Origin of the sequence: Paenibacillus sp. FSL R5-0527, from assembly GCF_038008055.1 — a bacterium.
In the GTDB taxonomy this organism is placed as follows: domain Bacteria; phylum Bacillota; class Bacilli; order Paenibacillales; family Paenibacillaceae; genus Fontibacillus; species Fontibacillus macerans.
The window spans coordinates 6,342,132-6,357,534 of sequence record NZ_JBBOYI010000001.1; the positions used below are offsets into that span (position 1 = coordinate 6,342,132).

At 55.8% G+C, this 15,403-nt stretch carries 15 protein-coding genes; 3 read left to right on the top strand and 12 right to left on the bottom strand.

Going from position 1 to position 15,403, the window contains the following annotated elements; genetic code table 11:
* Nucleotides 1-15: 15 nt before the first annotated feature.
* Nucleotides 16-1,128 carry a hypothetical protein gene (locus NYE69_RS28520; protein ID WP_340929290.1) on the bottom strand — a complete coding sequence of 371 codons (1,113 nt, stop codon included), beginning with the start codon at nucleotides 1,126-1,128 and terminating at the stop codon, nucleotides 16-18.
* Nucleotides 1,129-1,131: 3 nt separating this feature from the next.
* Nucleotides 1,132-2,358, bottom strand: a complete 1,227-nt coding sequence (locus NYE69_RS28525) for a glycosyltransferase family 4 protein (protein WP_328270941.1) — start codon at nucleotides 2,356-2,358, stop codon at nucleotides 1,132-1,134.
* Nucleotides 2,359-2,589: 231 nt separating this feature from the next.
* Here NYE69_RS28525 and NYE69_RS28530 point away from each other — a divergent pair, with 231 nt between their 5' ends.
* From NYE69_RS28530 to NYE69_RS28540, 3 genes are read left to right on the top strand one after another with little or no spacing between them, the layout of a single operon-like run.
* On the top strand, nucleotides 2,590-3,867 hold the full coding sequence (locus NYE69_RS28530) for a nucleotide sugar dehydrogenase (protein ID WP_328270940.1): 1,278 nt from the start codon (nucleotides 2,590-2,592) through the stop codon (nucleotides 3,865-3,867).
* A gap of 29 nt (nucleotides 3,868-3,896) precedes the next feature.
* The gene (locus tag NYE69_RS28535) at nucleotides 3,897-4,877 is read left to right on the top strand and encodes an NAD-dependent epimerase/dehydratase family protein (protein ID WP_328270938.1); all 981 of its coding nucleotides are present in this window, start codon (nucleotides 3,897-3,899) and stop codon (nucleotides 4,875-4,877) included.
* Nucleotides 4,874-5,791 (top strand): NAD-dependent epimerase/dehydratase family protein, encoded by a 918-nt coding sequence (locus NYE69_RS28540; RefSeq protein ID WP_340929292.1) that lies wholly within the window; start codon nucleotides 4,874-4,876, stop codon nucleotides 5,789-5,791. The genes NYE69_RS28535 and NYE69_RS28540 overlap by 4 nt, the downstream gene beginning before the upstream one ends.
* A 65-nt stretch (nucleotides 5,792-5,856) precedes the next feature.
* Here the strand turns inward: NYE69_RS28540 and NYE69_RS28545 are convergent, their stop codons facing one another.
* From NYE69_RS28545 to wecB, 10 genes are all read right to left on the bottom strand, one after another.
* The gene (locus NYE69_RS28545; protein ID WP_328270935.1) at nucleotides 5,857-6,642 is read right to left on the bottom strand and encodes a glycosyltransferase family 2 protein; all 786 of its coding nucleotides are present in this window, start codon (nucleotides 6,640-6,642) and stop codon (nucleotides 5,857-5,859) included.
* 6 nt (nucleotides 6,643-6,648) lie between these two features.
* Nucleotides 6,649-7,446 carry a glycosyltransferase family 2 protein gene (locus tag NYE69_RS28550; protein ID WP_328270934.1) on the bottom strand — a complete coding sequence of 266 codons (798 nt, stop codon included), beginning with the start codon at nucleotides 7,444-7,446 and terminating at the stop codon, nucleotides 6,649-6,651.
* 12 nt (nucleotides 7,447-7,458) lie between these two features.
* Nucleotides 7,459-8,676, bottom strand: coding sequence for a glycosyltransferase family 2 protein (locus tag NYE69_RS28555; RefSeq protein WP_328270933.1), 1,218 nt, complete (start codon nucleotides 8,674-8,676; stop codon nucleotides 7,459-7,461).
* An 18-nt stretch (nucleotides 8,677-8,694) separates the two neighbouring features.
* Nucleotides 8,695-9,495 carry a glycosyltransferase family 2 protein gene (locus NYE69_RS28560; RefSeq protein WP_328270932.1) on the bottom strand — a complete coding sequence of 267 codons (801 nt, stop codon included), beginning with the start codon at nucleotides 9,493-9,495 and terminating at the stop codon, nucleotides 8,695-8,697.
* A gap of 16 nt (nucleotides 9,496-9,511) precedes the next feature.
* Nucleotides 9,512-10,567, bottom strand: a complete 1,056-nt coding sequence (locus NYE69_RS28565; protein WP_328270930.1) for a glycosyltransferase family 4 protein — start codon at nucleotides 10,565-10,567, stop codon at nucleotides 9,512-9,514.
* Nucleotides 10,568-10,849: 282 nt separating this feature from the next.
* On the bottom strand, nucleotides 10,850-11,572 hold the full coding sequence (locus tag NYE69_RS28570; RefSeq protein WP_328270928.1) for a glycosyltransferase: 723 nt from the start codon (nucleotides 11,570-11,572) through the stop codon (nucleotides 10,850-10,852).
* Complete coding sequence (locus NYE69_RS28575; protein WP_340929296.1) at nucleotides 11,569-12,504, bottom strand: NAD-dependent epimerase/dehydratase family protein; 936 nt, start codon at nucleotides 12,502-12,504, stop codon at nucleotides 11,569-11,571. The genes NYE69_RS28570 and NYE69_RS28575 overlap by 4 nt, the downstream gene beginning before the upstream one ends.
* Nucleotides 12,480-13,313, bottom strand: coding sequence for an SDR family oxidoreductase (locus NYE69_RS28580; RefSeq protein WP_340929299.1), 834 nt, complete (start codon nucleotides 13,311-13,313; stop codon nucleotides 12,480-12,482). The genes NYE69_RS28575 and NYE69_RS28580 overlap by 25 nt, the downstream gene beginning before the upstream one ends.
* Nucleotides 13,310-14,296, bottom strand: a complete 987-nt coding sequence (locus NYE69_RS28585) for a polysaccharide biosynthesis protein (RefSeq protein WP_340929300.1) — start codon at nucleotides 14,294-14,296, stop codon at nucleotides 13,310-13,312. The genes NYE69_RS28580 and NYE69_RS28585 overlap by 4 nt, the downstream gene beginning before the upstream one ends.
* The gene (gene wecB, locus NYE69_RS28590; RefSeq protein ID WP_270620066.1) at nucleotides 14,289-15,380 is read right to left on the bottom strand and encodes a non-hydrolyzing UDP-N-acetylglucosamine 2-epimerase; all 1,092 of its coding nucleotides are present in this window, start codon (nucleotides 15,378-15,380) and stop codon (nucleotides 14,289-14,291) included. The genes NYE69_RS28585 and wecB overlap by 8 nt, the downstream gene beginning before the upstream one ends.
* Nucleotides 15,381-15,403: the final 23 nt, after the last annotated feature.

The window sequence follows — 15,403 nt, forward strand, 5'->3', positions numbered from 1 at the left end:
TAGAATAATAGTCTGCTACGATTCTCCGTTCGCGGCGCCGCTGCCAGGATTTGAAGTTTCGCTTCCTCCATCCGCAGGCTCGGGGATGGACGGAGGCGAAACCTCGGCGGCCAACGCCTGAACCGTCTCCGGGCGAAGGACCGAACCGATCGACTCATCCGATTCGACCTGTCTCCATTCATTGCCCAGTTCGACCGGCTCGGTGCCGGACTGCAAAATATGAATGAAGGCGGGATCGGGAATCATGGTTTCTTCCAGCACGACGTTTAGCTCCGGCGCGGCCGGGACCTGCTCCTGCACCGCCTCATGTTCGGCCGGAGCGATTACGGCTACGGGAGCGGGTGTGCGATCAACTTCGCTCTCCGGTCCCGGTCTACTTGGCACAAACGGCTCCGCGACGGGGACCACTTCGGCCGCGGCGAACATTTCCTCCGGAACCGCCGCCCCTGCCGGGTCTGCCGCAATAGCGGGTTCCGCCGGCTCCGGTCCAGGCGACAGGACCTGCCCGATCGCCGTATCCACGGCTACCCCTGCGGCAGCCGGGTCACCTCCTGTTCTAAACGGGTCCGGCAGGGGGATCAAACCGCGATGTGCTTCCGCGGCAAAAGGATGTTTTAACGTGCCGGGATGTTCCGCCGGCGGCGTCAAAGCCGCTCCACCTCCGATATTCCCCGCGGCCGGATTCCCGGCGGGCCGAATTCCGGCCGGTGCCCCGGGTTCTCCCGCAGGTTTCGCTAGGTTCTGCGGCGAAGTTCCCGCCGCCTGATCCGGCGCTGCGGCCGGGTTCGCCGACGCGTTATGCCGGCGGTTCCCTGCCGCCGGCCGGCGGACGACAACACGCGCTAATCTCCGGTGAATCCTCCGCCGCTGCCCTTTGGCCCATCTTTTCCGTCTAGCCTTTCTTTTTCTCCATGCCGCTAGTTTCCGCGTCCTGAGCGACTTCCGTTTGGGCCGCTGCGCCGCGGATTTCCGGCGCGCTTTCTCCTCTTGAATTTTCTCGATGGTGGCGATCTTTTTGACTGCTCCGAGATGAATCAACCTTACCTGACCGCTTCGCCCTGCCGCAGGTTTTCCCCGCTGCGGCACAACCCTTCCCCGTCTCGGAACGGAGACTGCGCTTACCTCCATGCTTTATGCTCCCTCCCTATTCACAAACCGCCGTTTCATCACCGTATCGTACACCTTCAATGTTTTCTTCATCATCGTTTCGATGGACCAATGCTCCAGCGCCCACCGTTTGGCTTGCTCCCCTAACCGGGTTCTCAGCCTGTCGCTCTCCAGCATCCGGCGGAGGTTTTGGAATAGCGGTTCGCTCTGGCCGGCCGGAGACACAAGCCCGGTTTTGCCGTGCTTCACCATTTCCGGAATGCCGCCCGCATCCGATACGACCGCGGCTTTCCCGGCGATTTGCGCCTCCATAATGGAAAACGGGAGATTATCCTGAAGGCTCGGAAGCACAAACACGTCAGCTTGGCTCAGCAGTTCCGGAACGTCCTGCCTTGGGCCCCAAAACTGCACATGCGCTTCCAATCCCAAGCTCCGGACCTGCTCCCTCAGCTGGTTCTCCAGCGGCCCGTCGCCCAACAGCCAGCATTCCCAATCCTCGCGAACCCCTTTGAGCATGGCCAACGCTTCAATCAGATGCTTGTGACCCTTCACCGGAACGAGTCTGGCGGGGCAGATCAGAACTCTTTTTTCGGAGCGCGCCGGGGCAGGAGCGGATGCCAGCCGCTTCTGGAACACCTCGACGTCCATTCCGTAGGGAATGACCTGCAAATGCTTGCCGGGAACGGCAAATTCGCTCATGGATAGCGCTTTGAGCCAATCGGTAGGAACGATCGTGGCATCGCTGGAAATCGCTCCGTAAAACTCCTCGGCCGCGGCGTATTTCCAGGGCAGCGTGTCTTTTCCGGTGACTTCGCCGGAGTAGATAAATTCCGTGGCCAAGCAACCGTGGATCGTGGCGATCAGCGGCGTCGTTTTGTTTTTGACGCGCCACAGCGCCCGGGTCGACACAATGTCCTGGGTGTGGATCAGGTCGTATTTTTGCAGCCCGAATACCGACGCCGCAGCCTCGAAGCAGTACCTTTCGATATCCCGCCAGCGAATCCACGGATCGACATGCTTCATCTGCTGATCGTAGTAGGCGTAGACCTGCTCATAGATGCGGTCTTTCACTTTCGATTTCACCAAGGTGCGCCCGTTGTTCGGCATGTAATAATGCTGCATATCGGGATGGTGGGCGAAAATATCCACCCGGTGGCCGAGCCGCTCCAGCTCGCGCTTCAGCGTGTCCACGTACGTCGAAACCCCGCCGACGTGCGGCAGATAAAAATAAGTGGTTAACAAAATATTCATGTCCCCAGCCCTTCCTTGTGGAACTCCGTATATCCTATGTACTTACCTAATCCGCCGTAAGGGGCATTCGACCAAATCGCCGAAGGACAAGCACGTTTATTTTCGTCTATACGAATCTATTGCGCCGGCAGGATATTCTACCATTTTTTCTATCACGGGTACTTCTATCTATATCAATGAAAGACTTGCTTGAGTAGGATATACCATCTACCAGAAAAGGAGTGAAAACCTATGAATCAGGCAAAAGCCAGCATCGCCGTCATCGGCCTCGGGTACGTCGGACTTCCGTTAGCTTCTCTATTTCTGCAGAACGGCCATACCGTTTACGGCATCGACGTGGATGCTAGTAAAATTGCCAAATTGAGAAACCTGCAAAGTTATTTATCCGATTTTACATCCAGAGAGATTAGAGCCATGTTCGCGGGAGGACGGTTTCATGTCAGCGATTCATTCAGCGACATCAGCCGGGCGGATGCGGTCATTATGTGCGTACCGACTCCGCTGGACCGAAACTTTGAACCGGATTTGACCTATGTGCGGGGGGCCATGAACAACGCCTTACCCTATCTGCAAAAAGGCCAGCTGATCGTTCTGGAAAGCTCCACTTATCCCGGCACGACGGAGGAAGTGCTGCTGCCGATGATCGAATCGACGGGGCTCGTCGTCGGCCAAACCGCATTTCTTGCTTATTCGCCGGAACGCATCGACCCGGGCCCCGATCAGAAGGAACTGCATCTGATCCCGAAGGTGCTCGGAGGAGTCACCGAAAAATGCACGGAAACGGCCAAAGCCGTATACGAAAGCATCTTTGACCGCGTCGTCGTCGTCTCTTCCCCGCGTGTGGCCGAGTTTACCAAGCTGCTCGAGAACTGCCAAAGACTGATCAACATCTCTTTTATGAACGAACTAGCCATTCTGTGTGAAAAAATGAACATTAACCTCTGGGAAGCCATTGAAGCGGCCAGCACGAAACCTTACGGATTTACGCCTTATTATCCCGGACCGGGAATCGGCGGCCACTGCATTCCGGTCGACCCGCTTTATTTGCAGTGGAAAGCGAAGCAGTACGGGGGAGACTCGAAATTTATCGAGCTCGCCCACCGGGTGAACGAGTCAATGCCGGATTACGTCGTGGAAAAGGTAACCCGCCATCTGTCCGCCAACAAACCGCTCGCGGAAAGCAAGGTGTTTGTGCTTGGAGTGACCTACAAAAAAGACGTGAACGATCTGCGCGAATCGTCGGCGCTGCCGATTGTTCAAAAGCTGATGGAAGCGGGCGCGACCGTGAATTTCCACGATCCTTATATCAACCGGATCGAAGTCGGCGGGCGTTCCCTTGACGGCGTTGCCTTAACCAAACGGAACATTCAGCAGCACGACTGCGTGCTCATCCTAACGGACCACTCCTCGATCTCCTATGAAACACTCGCATCTTTCTCCCATTTGATATTCGACACCCGGAACGCCACCAAAAATATCGAGGACCGCAAAAATATCATTGTCATCTGAATTCAGAGGAAACGAGGTGTATATCAGCAATGAATATATTGGTAACCGGCGGCGCCGGCTTTATCGGATCCCATCTGGTGGAGCGGCTGCTTGAACAGGGACATTACGTTTGGACGCTGGACGATATGTCTACGGGAAAACTGCAATTTTTGAATGAAGCGACGGAAAACAACCGCCATTCGATGATCTACGGATCGGTGACGGACAAATATTTGCTGCGCGGTCTGATAGAGCGCTGCGATGTCGTATTCCACTTGGCCGCCGTGCTCGGGGTCAAAAACACGGTGGAAAATCCGCTCAAGGTGATCGAAGGCAACATCGACGGAACGCGCAATATTTTGGAGCTGGCCCATCATAACGGGGTTAAGGTCGTATTCGCCTCCACCTCGGAAATCTACGGCAAAAACAACAAACTTCCGTTCAACGAGGATTCGGACCGGGTATTGGGAGCCCCGTCCATCCACCGCTGGAGTTACGCCACGGCCAAAGCGATCGACGAGCATCTCTGTTTCGCTTATGCGGAGAAGGGGCTGCGGGTCTCCGTCGTGCGGTACTTCAACGCTTACGGGCCGAGACAGACGTCGTCGCAGTACGGCGGCGTGGTCGCCCGGTTCATCCGGGCCGCGCTGCGGAATCAGCCGCTTGAGGTGTATCATGACGGATCGCAAATCCGCTGCTTTACGTATATCCGCGATACGGTGGAGGGCACGCTCGCCGCAATGGGCAGCCATGCCAACGGACAGGCGTTTAATATCGGCTCCGAACACGCGATTACGATCCGCGACCTGGCCCATAAAATCCGCGATTTGGCCGGGTCCTCCTCGCCGATCGTTTACGTGCCCTACGCTAAAGCGTACGGTCCCGGCTATGAAGATATGCCCGTGCGCATGCCCGACCTGACCCGCTCCCGGAACGTTCTGAGTTACGAGCCTTCCGTTTCCCTGGACGAAGGGCTGAAGCTGTCGATCGACTGGTTCCGCGAGCAAATGAAAGACGGGAACTTGTCATGAAAATGCTCGTCACCGGCGGGGCCGGCTTTATCGGTTCTCATCTGGCCGAAGCGCTGCTTGCGCAGGGCGCCGAAGTTCACGTGATCGACAACCTTTCGACGGGAAACCGGGACTACTTGCCCAAAAACGCAGCATTGCACACCCTGGACATCCAAAGCGAGGAGGCCGCCGGGCTGATCAAACGGCTGAAGCCGGACATCGTCTTCCATGAGGCGGCCCAGGTCGACGTCCAGCGCTCCGTCAAGGCTCCCGCCTATGACGCGATCATAAACATCGTAGGAGCGGCGAATATTTTGCAGGCATGCTGTGAAGCCGGGGTCAAAAAGGTCGTGTATGCTTCCTCCTGCGCCGTTTACGGGGAGCTGACGACGGCACTGATTCACGAGCAGGATCCGGCCCGCCCCGTTTCCTTCTACGGCATCTCCAAACGCACGCCCGAATTGTATTTGCGCGTATTCCACAAACTGTACGGCTTAAATTACACCATCCTCCGTTACGCCAATGTGTTCGGGCCGCGGCAAACGCCAAAAGGCGAGGGGGGCGTCATCTCCATCTATATGGACCGGATCAAAAAAGGAACACCCCTGGTCGTTTTCGGAGACGGCGAACAAACCCGGGATTTCGTGTACGTGAAGGATGTCGTCAGAGCCAACCTTGCCGCCGTCCGGCAGGGCGATGGCCAGATCATCCAGATCGGCACGGCCCTGCCCACTTCGATTAAGGAACTGCTCATGATATTGCAGGATATTCACGGCGAGCCTTTGCTGGCCGTGCACCAGCCCGAGCGGCCCGGCGATATCCGGCACAGCTGCTTAAGCAACATCCGGGCGTTCGAATCGCTTGGCTGGAAGCCGACGTACGACCTGTACCGCGGATTGCAGGAAACGTACCAGTATGTGATGAATCAAGGCTGAAATATCGACAAAGCCGGGCTAAGATATTATCTTGGCCCGGCTTTTTTCATTGGATAGCCAATATCCTATTTTCGAATAAACCCGCGCAAATAATAGCTGCCGTCCGGTTGCAGCACCCAATCGGCTTTGTATTCGTCCCCCCATTCCCGCAAGATTTGGTTATACAATTCATAGCGGTATTGGCGCCGCAGCGGCCGCGATTGCTCGAATTTTTTCCAGTTTTCCGTGTCTCTCCTCCGATGGTACAGGAATTCATTGATCCAGACCAAACGGTATTTTCGGGCAAGCCTTAAAGCGATTTGGACATCGTCGGCTATCCGGTCACCGTATACCTGCGCCATCCAGCCGCCGACATCCCGAACGGCTTCCGTCCGGTAAAAACGCGGCACCATCGCGTTGCTCATTTTAAGCATCAAGTCATAGCGGTCTTGATATTGTTCAAGGATGATCGGTTCCTTCCTGACGACGCGTTCCTGGTTATCCAGCCAATAAGTGAGATGATTGCCGTAAAAAAGCGCAGCATGCGGATTCGCCTCAGCCGCTTCTACCATTATCCGGAGCGTTTCTTTGTCCAACCAGTCATCGGCGTCAAGCTGCATGAAATAGGGAGAGGTTATCATCGTAAGCGCGTAGTTCAAAACATGGCATTGCCCGAGATTCTCAGCCAGAGGGACGATTCGGATCCGCGGGTCCCTGAATTGGCGCGCCTTGGCTACAGACCCGTCGGTGGATGCGTCGTCGATAATCAGAAGTTCCCAGTCCGAATACGTTTGTCGCAGCACGCTGCCGATCGCTTGATCAATGTAGCGTTCTTTATTATACAATGTGATGACAACGGTCACTTTTCCCATAAAGGATTACTCCTTTCCTTGGTTTGTAGGGGTGAGGACAACGGTTTGCCAAAGGTGGGGAGGGCCGATCATTTCGGCCCGGTAGCGGTCCCCCCAGCGTTTTAACGCTTTGTCCGTAAACATTTTGATTAACAAGTTATACGTTGCGGCGTTTCGAAATTGACTCAAATTATTGTGATGATAGCGAAATTGATACAAATCACGGTCGACATGGACAAAATTGTACTGATCCAGCAGGCGAAGCAGCATTCGCCGATCCTCCAGCATTCTGCCGCCCGTCAGTTCATCGATCTCCCAACCGCCGACGTTTTTGACGCAGCTCGTTCGATAAAATCTAGGCTGCACCATTGAGCCGTAGACCACAAAATCGTAGCGGTCTTTAAACGGCCGATGCTTCATGGTTTTGAAATAATGGAGAATTCCGTTCTTCTCGTGCCAATGGCAAGTATTCGCATAAGCCAGGGCGACGTTCTCCGATTGGCGTTCCATTTCGTTCAGGAGAACCTCAATCGTTTCGGGGACGATCCAATCGTCGCCGTCCACCTGAATGAAATATTTCGTCTGGATCGTTTGCAGCGCCTGATTCAGTACATGGCAAATGCCTTGATTCTGCTTGCGTTCAATCACTTGCGTTCGAGCGGGGTCCATGACCCGTTTCACGATGGATACCGTATTGTCGGTTGAGCCGTCATCGACAACCAGCAGCCTCCAGTCCCGGTAGGTCTGATTTTCGATGGATTTCAGCGCTTCCTCGATATAAGCGGCTTTATTGTAGGCGGGTACAACAACGGTAACTAGGCTCATTTCTCATCCCTCCTATAATGTAGCCAGCCCTGTTCCCGGGCCGGTTCCCGGCGCGGTGCCGGGACCTGTATATGGTGCCGTACCGGGTCCTGTATACGGCGCAGTACCGGGACCTGTATACGGCCCCGTTCCCGGGCCGGCATTGATATATAGATATTGCGGCACGGGTACCGCTTCGAAAGCGGGGGCGGCGAATACAGGCTGCAGTGCCGGGACGGCAGGTTGGTCCTGAAGCTGGGGTACCGGAAGCGGCGAAACCGAAGGTGTGGCGGATCGGGCTTGCCAAGCTGGTTTGGCTTCGGGAGTTGTTACAAGTAAGGCTGGAGTTTTCGTTGGCGATTCGGAAGCTTTTACTGGCGATTCGGGAGCTTTTACGGATGAATCCAGTTTCGGCGGCGCGGAGCTCGGCTGCGGCTTGGAAGAAACGGGGAGAACGGGGGATATTGGAATCAACCGCTCGACCGTTTTCCATCCGGTGGCCGCGTTTTGAGCAAACACCGGTTTATATCTTCCTCCCAGGCGTTCCAAAGCGTCACGAGTGGTCCATTCCGTCATTTCCGCGTAACGTTCTGTTTGAAGGGCAGTGTGGTTTTTGCCGTGTTTGCGGTGAATATAAAGCATTTGATCTACCCAATGGAAGCGGTATTTTTCCATAAGCCGCAGCAGGATCCGTCTATCCTCCATTACCCTGCCTTCGTACGGATCGTCGGTCGGCCACCCGCCGACGGAGCGGACGGCGCTGACCCGGTAAAACCGGGGCCAGACGGAAGAATTGGCCAGGAGAAAATCGTAAATATCCTTAAACTCGCGGCCTTTGTAGACCGCCGTTTTGATCCGGTTTCCGGAAGCGTCCTCGTAAACATACTGAATATTGCCGGATACCACCGCGATGTCCTCCGGCAGCTTTGAAGCTTCGTTCAGCAGCACGGTTAGCGTGTGCGGGTAAAACCAGTCATCGCTGTCCAGTTGTATCATATACGGCGTTTTCACCAGTTCCAGGCCTTTATTCAGAGCTTGGGACTGGCCGACATTTCGGGGCAAACGGATTAAATCGACCCGTGAATCCGATAAATACTGTTCGATTTGCGGCAGGTAGTTTTCCGTGGAGGCGTCATCGATCAGAATCAGCCTCCAGCCTTTCTCGATTTGTTTAAAAACACTCTCCACAGCATCCTTGAGGAAGCCGGCAGGATTATAAAATGGAATCAAGACCGTTACCAAAGTACTCATTTATTAGAAACCACCTTTCTAAACTTCTATGGGCGAGACGGGAATCAGCCGCTCCAACCTTTTCCACCCAATCCCGTAAGTAACAAACACGGGTTCGTATGTCCCGCCCCATCGTATCAAAGCTTGACGGATGGACCATTCCACCATCTCGGCGTATAAGGCGACCTGATTCGTATGGTTGTTTGGATGCCGGCGGTGGATATACAGCATTTGGTCGACCCAATGGAACCGGTAACGTTCAATAAGCCGCAGCAATACCTGCTTATCCTCCATTACCCGGCCGCCATACGGGTCGTCCGTCGGCCACCCTCCGATGGCGCGGAGCGCGCTCGTCCGGTAGAAGCGGGGCCACAAGGAAGTATTCGCCAAAATAAAGTCGTATTTGTCGGTGAATGGACGGCCTTGGTTGGTCGTGGTAAACATCAGGTTGCCCCGATCGTCCTCATGAATCACCTGCATGTTTCCGGAGAACACCGCGACGTCTTCCGGCTGTTTCCACGTTTCGTCGGTCAGGATCCGGAGCGTGTGAGGGAAAAATTTGTCGTCGCTGTCCAATTGAACGATAAACGGCGTATCCACCAATTCAAGCCCCCGGTTCAGCGCCTGGGATTGGCCGACGTTCTTCTCCAGTTTAAGCAGCTTGATCCGGGGATCTTGAAGATATTTTTGGATTTGCGAATGATCATTTTGCGTGGATCCGTCATCGATCAAAATCAGCTTCCAGTCCGTAAACGTCTGCCCGATGACGCTTTCGACGGCTTCGCGTAAAAACCGCCCGGGGTTGTAGAAAGGCATTAATACCGTTACGGGCGTATTCATGAACGAAATCCCCCTTCTACTTACTGTATTGATCGCGGCATTTGCGAATAAATTCATACCAAAGCTTGGCAATTTCATGGGGTTCTCCCCGTAAGCTTTCCTGGATCGCCGCTTCCGACAAACGTTTCGCTTTTGCGGAATCGTTGAGGAGTATGGACAAAGCGTCGGCATACTTGTTCAACGACGGCTCCGTCCATTCGTACGGCATGCTCGTGGCCGGGGGATGTCCCCATTTCATTTCCTCCAGCAGCATTTGGCTCCCGGCGACTTCAGGCAGCGCAGCTACTTTTGCCGCGATAACCGGCACGCCGCAGGCCATGGCCTCCCGGACATGGGAAGGACAATTTTCCCACTTGCTGCCGCATACCAACACATGCCAGCGACGTACGATCTCCGGCATTCTGGAGTGCGGAACGGCGGTCAAAATTTTAACGTTAGGCAACGGTTCCTTCATCCATTCATGTTTGAATTTTGGGGGTTCGGCATGGACCATCTCAAAGGTGACCTTCGGGAACCGTTTGGCCAAATAGGGGATAACTTCAGCCCCCTTCGTATATTTGCTGGGGTGATCGTATCCGATCCAACCGACCACGGGATGGCCGGCTCGCTGGCCCGGATAAAACAACGTACGGTCAATCATATTGGGGATGATTGTGACGAGATTCGGATCATACCCCTTCCAACGGTCCAGCAAATTCTTTTTCTGGAACTCTGAATATACCACCACGGGAACCATGGCTTTCGGCGGTTTGGATAATTCGATATTAGGTCCCATGCTCCAGCCGCGGCTCCGTGTTTCTTGATCGTACTGCCACGAATTGAAGAAATAGTGATTCCAATAACCGGGTTCGTTCATGGCAACCAGATTAACATGCTCCATTCCCTGCGGACGAGTATCTTCCTTCCGCAAAGTGAAAGCGATATTCAAATCAGCAGGACATAGGAGGGATAACCACTTGGCGCGAATCTTGGCTTCGATCACGGGGCCTTTGGCGGCTTCAAGCTTCATAAAATCGGTAACGAATTTGAAGGAAAACACCGCGGGATCAACCTTTATTCCGGTTTGTTTCATGCTGCCCCTCCTTTTTCTTGGGATTTCGGTTCAAACCTGAAGAATATCGGTAAACTTTAAAATCGCGAAGTGAAAATTTTTGAATTCTATGAATTGCCACCGCCAACCTCCTCTCAGATTTTTTTAGTTTCGTAGTTTACTATATTCTCTTAAAAAGTAAGAGGTTTGAGCCAAGCGCGTAATTCCGAACCCAGGCGCAAAAAAACGCGAGGGCCGGAAGCGTCAGCCTCCTGCTCTCGCGCTGAAATCTCTATATGTCATTAGAATGGTTAAAGTCCGGGATCAGATGTTCATCAAGGACAAAATCCGGATTACCCGCTCCCGGTATCGGTTTTGAGTATGGGCGATCTCCTGCTGGATCTGCTCGCGGTGCCGCAGCGTTCCCATTCCGTCATGCCAGCGGTAGCCGGTCAAAGATTCGTTCAGAAACGGAAAATACGTTCCGCTCAGAATCGCCCGGTACCAGAAATCGAGATCATGCGTATACGGCAGCGACTCGTCAAACAAACCAACGGCCGCGAACAGGTCCCGCCGGATCATCACCGTGCAGCCGTTAACCGGATTCGCGTGCAGAAAACACCGGTATAAATCGGCGTTGTTCCGCAGCATACCGGGCGGGACGGCATGATGCCGCGTCACGTTGCCCGCGCTGTCGATGCAATGAAAATTCGTATGGGATATGGCGGCGTTTTGCCGCTGCATGAAAGCGACTTGCCGGCTGACTTTGTCCGGATAAAAAACGTCGTCCGAGCTGAGCCACGCAATATATTCCCCGCTGGCATGGCGGATGCCGTGATTGAGCGCCGAGGCCGTTCCGCCGTTTGCTTTTCCCAGATAATGAATATGCGGACGGTACGGCGCAAGCCGCTCCGCATGACTGGTTGAGCCGTCGTCGACCACGATCACCTCCAGCGGACGGTAGGTCTGGTTCAAGGCGCTTTGAACCGCTTGCTCCACGTACGGGCAGTTATAGAACGGTATGATGACCGAAACCGTCGGTGTCATCGAAATTCTCCTTTCGTGCCGCGAAAATAACCAATGACGTCGGTTAGCGAGGCGGAAAACGGAATGAGCGGCTCCCAGCCCAGCCGGGACAGAAACTCCGGTTTGGCCTCCCCGCCGGAGGGCTGCGGATCGGAATCCCCCCACTGCAGGGGTATCCGTGTCCCCGCGAGCTGCTGCACGGCTTCCGCCACCTCCAAAAGGCTCCGCTCCTGCCCCGAGCATACCGGATATTCCTCGCCGCTGCGGCCGTAAGCGAGCAAATATCCGTAAGCCCGGACCGCGTCGCGGACATCGAGGAAATCGCGCCGGACGAGCCGGGACGACAGCCGGAACGGTTCGTCCGTGAAGCCGAGTTCCGCCCGGGCGACCCGCCGGGCGAGCAGGGAGCAAATCCCCGTCGACGGTCCCGGCCCGGTCAAATTGGACGGCTCCGCCACCATGATGAACTGGTTGAACAGCGCTTGCCAGGAAAGGGCGATCGCCTTCTGCAGGCTTTTGCTCAAGCTGTAGGGATGAGGCGGACGGTAAGGAGGCGTAAGCGGAACCGATAAGCGCGACCCCGCGATAAGCACGCGGCAGTCCGGAAACGGGCGCAGCGCTTCAAGCAGGGACAGCAGGGAAAATACGTTGGTTTGCATGTATAGAAGCGGGTCGTCCCAGGATTCGGGGACGGAATTTTTCCCTCCGAGATGCAGCACGTAATCGGGGGCCGCTTCGCGAACGATCGCCGGTAATTGCCGCGAGTCCAGCAGATCGCAGGAGTAATACCGGATCCCCGCGTCGGCGCCGGACGTATCCGGGATCCGGTTGTGAACGAGCCCGGCGACCTTCATGCCAAGCCCGGCAAAATACCGGCAGGCGTGAGCGCCGGTAAACCCCGCAGCGCCCGTGACGAGAATAGTGCGGCCTAGCAGTGCTTCTCCTTCGTCCATCGTTCCAACTCCTCCAGCATCTCGCGGTAATGAGGCACCTCGTATTTCCAATCGCTGCGGGTCTGGATCAGCGTCCGATCCTGAACCGGCTCGTCGCTGGGCACGACGGCGATATCCGTTCGCCCCCAAATCTCCCGGAACAGCAGCAGCAAATCATGTTTGCTGATCGGCTCCGGATAGGCGAGATGGATCAGGCCCGAAAGCGGAGAGTCCAGCAGCGCGTCGACGGCTTTGGCCAGTTCGAGCGTCGTCACGCCGTTCCACAGCACCTTCCGGTAGCCGGAAACCGTCCCTTTGCTGTTCATAAACCAATGCATCAGCCCGATGCCGCCGGGGCGGATTTCCGGGCCGATGATGGAGGTGCGGATCGTCACGTGGCCGGGCGCCCGGACTTCGCCGAGCGCTTTCGTCAGCGCGTAAACGCTTGTGCCGTCCGGCTCGTCATCCTCGCGATAGCCGCCGCGCGTACCGGAAAACACGCAGTCCGTGCTGATATGGATCAGCCGGGCACCGGCAATATCGGCCGCCCGGGCAAGGCGGTGCGGCAGGAAGCCGTTGATGTGATACGCGACGATCTTGTCTTGCTCGGCAAACTGGTTCAGTACGCCGATCGCGTTGACGATGACGTCCGGCCGCACCGCTTCGACCAGCTTCTCGACGGCCACGCAGTCGGCGGCGTCCATGATCAGCCCGTGCGGATCCCTGTGATCCCGCGTCGTGTAAAACACGCTGTGCCGCCCCTGCCGCCGGAAATAGTCCACCAAAATGTGGCCGGCCATCCCGTTCCCGCCCAGAATCAGCAGCTTCATGACAGGAACCCCCCGCGCCGCAGGATGTTCCGGATCTCCTCTTTCGACATCAGATTGTCGGCGGAACTGAAGCTCGAGAAAGAAACCGGCGGGCAATGTTTGTAGCGCTCCTTCAGTTCGGGCATGTTAATCGTCGGCAAAATAACGAGATATTGCTCGTCGTAGACGACCGTCGACAGGCTTTCGAATTCGCTCATCAAAATTTCATGGATCTTCTCGCCCGGACGGATTCCCCGCTCCACCAGCTTGACGTCCGGCAAACCGGAATCCTCGATCAGCACCTCGGCGAGGTCGACGATCCGGCAGGTCGGCATTGTCATGACGAAAATTTCCCCGCCAACGCTTTCGATCGACGCTTTGAACAGCAGGGAAATGGCGTCGGGAAGCGTAAGGAAAAAACGCGTCATATTCATATCGGTGATCGAGACTTCGCCCTTTTGGCGGATTTGATCCTTGAACAGGTGCACGACGCTGCCGTTCGTTCCCAGCACGTTGCCGCCCCGTACCGTAACGAAGCGGGTTCTGCCGCGCAGCAAATTGGCGTAAACGATCAGCTTCTCGCCGATGGCCTTCGTCATCCCGTAAAAATTGGACGGATTGGCGGCTTTATCCGTTGAAATGTAAATCACTTTGTCCACGTCGTTTTCAAGCGCGGCCTCGATGACGTTTTGCGTGCCGATCACATTGGTCTTGAGCGCCTCGTAGGGCTGATCCTCGCAAACCGGCACGTGCTTCAACGCCGCCAGGTGAAACACGTAGTCCACGCCCTGGCAGGCGGTCGACAACGCTTCTTTGTCGCGGATGTCGCCGATGCAGAAGCTGAGCCGATGATCCTCGAATTGCCGGTTCATGGCGACCTGGGCGGATTCGCTTCGAGAATAGATGATGACTTCCCGGGGGTGCTGCGGAAGCAGCTGCTGGATGAGCTCGTGTCCCCAGGAACCGGTCCCCCCGGTGACCAAAATACGTTTATTCTCAAACATGCCGTTTCCCTCCAAGCAGAAATTTGACAACCTTTACCGATACATCCTTCGCCAAATAGCCCTGCGGGGGCTCCCAATCCCGAGGCAGCTCGATCATCGCCGCCGCCGACCGCAGGATGCTGTCGGCGTCCAGTCCGGAGACGATATTGCTTCCGCAATCGACCGTTTCCGGCCGTTCCGTCGTCCGGCGCAACGTTACGGTCGGCACCCCCATAATGCAGCATTCTTCCTGGACGGTGCCGCTGTCGGTCAAGGCGCAGCAGGTGTGGCGTTCCAGCTTGACGAAATCGAAAAAACCAAACGGCTCGTGGAACTCGACGAGGGGATGCATGCTCATCCGCAATTCCTCCGTCATCTTGGAGCGGGTGCGCGGGTGAAGGCTGCATATGAGGCGTCTTCCGTACGTTTCGGCGACCTTATTCAGGCCGTTCAGGATTTCGCGCAAATGGGCGGGGCGATCCACGTTTTCGGCGCGGTGCGCCGTCACCAGAAAATAATCGCCCCCCGTCAGATTCAGCCGCTGCAGAATGTCGCTGCTTGAGATTTCACGTTCATAATGCTGAAGCACTTCGTAAATCGGGTTGCCCGTGAGCACGATGCTGCGGCTGGGGATCCCTTCGGCGAGCAGATGCTGCTTGCTTTGCTGCGTATAAGGCATGTTGATCGAAGAGACGGCATCGATGATTTTGCGGTTTTTCTCCTCCGGAACCTCCAGGTCGAAGCAGCGGTTGCCCGCTTCCATGTGCGCGACCGGAATCCCCATCCGTTCGGCCAAAATCGCGCATAAGGCGCTGTTCGTATCCCCCAGCAGCAGCACCCGGTCCGGCTTCTCGTCCTCCAAAATCCGCTCCATTTGCGAGAACATGGCGGCAAGCTGGCCGCCGAGCGTCGTTTGGCGGTCCTGTAGGCAGTAGTCCGGTTCCCTTAAACCAAGCTGCCGAAAAAAAATACCGCTTAAACTGGAGGTGAAGTTCTGACCGGTATGCACCAAGACGTGGCGATCCGCGTACCGGTCGAGCAGCGGAATGATCAGGCTGAGGCGAATGATTTCCGGGCGGGTGCCCAGTATCGTCATGATTTTCACATTCTCACTCCCTGTTGTAGAAT

What these genes read in the sequence shown, in the direction of transcription:
- NYE69_RS28520 (WP_340929290.1), bottom strand. Translation starts at nt 1,128, where the DNA reads ATGGAGGTAAGCGCAGTCTCCGTTCCGAGACGGGGAAGGGTTGTGCCG.
- NYE69_RS28525 (WP_328270941.1), bottom strand. Translation starts at nt 2,358, where the DNA reads ATGAATATTTTGTTAACCACTTATTTTTATCTGCCGCACGTCGGCGGG.
- NYE69_RS28530 (WP_328270940.1), top strand. Translation starts at nt 2,590, where the DNA reads ATGAATCAGGCAAAAGCCAGCATCGCCGTCATCGGCCTCGGGTACGTC.
- NYE69_RS28535 (WP_328270938.1), top strand. Translation starts at nt 3,897, where the DNA reads ATGAATATATTGGTAACCGGCGGCGCCGGCTTTATCGGATCCCATCTG.
- NYE69_RS28540 (WP_340929292.1), top strand. Translation starts at nt 4,874, where the DNA reads ATGAAAATGCTCGTCACCGGCGGGGCCGGCTTTATCGGTTCTCATCTG.
- NYE69_RS28545 (WP_328270935.1), bottom strand. Translation starts at nt 6,642, where the DNA reads ATGGGAAAAGTGACCGTTGTCATCACATTGTATAATAAAGAACGCTAC.
- NYE69_RS28550 (WP_328270934.1), bottom strand. Translation starts at nt 7,446, where the DNA reads ATGAGCCTAGTTACCGTTGTTGTACCCGCCTACAATAAAGCCGCTTAT.
- NYE69_RS28555 (WP_328270933.1), bottom strand. Translation starts at nt 8,676, where the DNA reads ATGAGTACTTTGGTAACGGTCTTGATTCCATTTTATAATCCTGCCGGC.
- NYE69_RS28560 (WP_328270932.1), bottom strand. Translation starts at nt 9,495, where the DNA reads ATGAATACGCCCGTAACGGTATTAATGCCTTTCTACAACCCCGGGCGG.
- NYE69_RS28565 (WP_328270930.1), bottom strand. Translation starts at nt 10,567, where the DNA reads ATGAAACAAACCGGAATAAAGGTTGATCCCGCGGTGTTTTCCTTCAAA.
- NYE69_RS28570 (WP_328270928.1), bottom strand. Translation starts at nt 11,572, where the DNA reads ATGACACCGACGGTTTCGGTCATCATACCGTTCTATAACTGCCCGTAC.
- NYE69_RS28575 (WP_340929296.1), bottom strand. Translation starts at nt 12,504, where the DNA reads ATGGACGAAGGAGAAGCACTGCTAGGCCGCACTATTCTCGTCACGGGC.
- NYE69_RS28580 (WP_340929299.1), bottom strand. Translation starts at nt 13,313, where the DNA reads ATGAAGCTGCTGATTCTGGGCGGGAACGGGATGGCCGGCCACATTTTG.
- NYE69_RS28585 (WP_340929300.1), bottom strand. Translation starts at nt 14,296, where the DNA reads ATGTTTGAGAATAAACGTATTTTGGTCACCGGGGGGACCGGTTCCTGG.